Genomic DNA, 548 nt, shown 5'->3' on the forward strand with positions numbered 1-548 from the left:
AAGCCGGACCGGCGGACGCCGCCGCCCAGCCCTCGGCCGGCACGAAGCCACAGGAGCCCGCCGCCGCGCCGCTGCCGCAGCCGGCACCCGTCGAACCCGAGCGCCTGGAAGCGATCGCGCGGGCCGAGGACAGCCCGCTCGCCCGGCACGGAATGCTGGAGGGCGACCAGCAGCAGCGCGAAGCCCCGGACGAGGAGCGGCCGTTGGGTCTGGAGCCCGGCGCGGACGCGGAGGTCCACGACGACCCCGCCACGGACCGGGAGCGGCAGTCGCAGTCGGCCGTGCCCGGGCCGGAGCTCAATCCCGGGGACTTCCTGCCCTCGACCGACCCCGACATGTCCGGCGTGCCGACCACCGATCAGATCCAGGTGTCGGCGGACGGCGCGCCCCCCGCGAACGCCGAGGCGCCGGAGTTCCCCGCCCCGCCCGCCACCAAGGCCGACCAGGTGCAGGCCGAGCGGGAGAGCCGGCCCGAGGACGAGGCGGAGCCGACGGCTCCCGAGCAGGCCCAGCCCGACCCGGCCCAGCCTGCGGCCGCCCCCGAGCCG

General features: G+C 78.3%; 1 pseudogene. It reads left to right on the forward strand.

The features are described from left to right. Positions 1 to 548 (forward strand): annotated as a pseudogene (locus KS423_RS46970) (hypothetical protein); the annotation flags it as partial.

Source organism: Streptomyces sp. LS1784 (assembly GCF_020103755.1).
Classification (GTDB): domain Bacteria; phylum Actinomycetota; class Actinomycetes; order Streptomycetales; family Streptomycetaceae; genus Kitasatospora.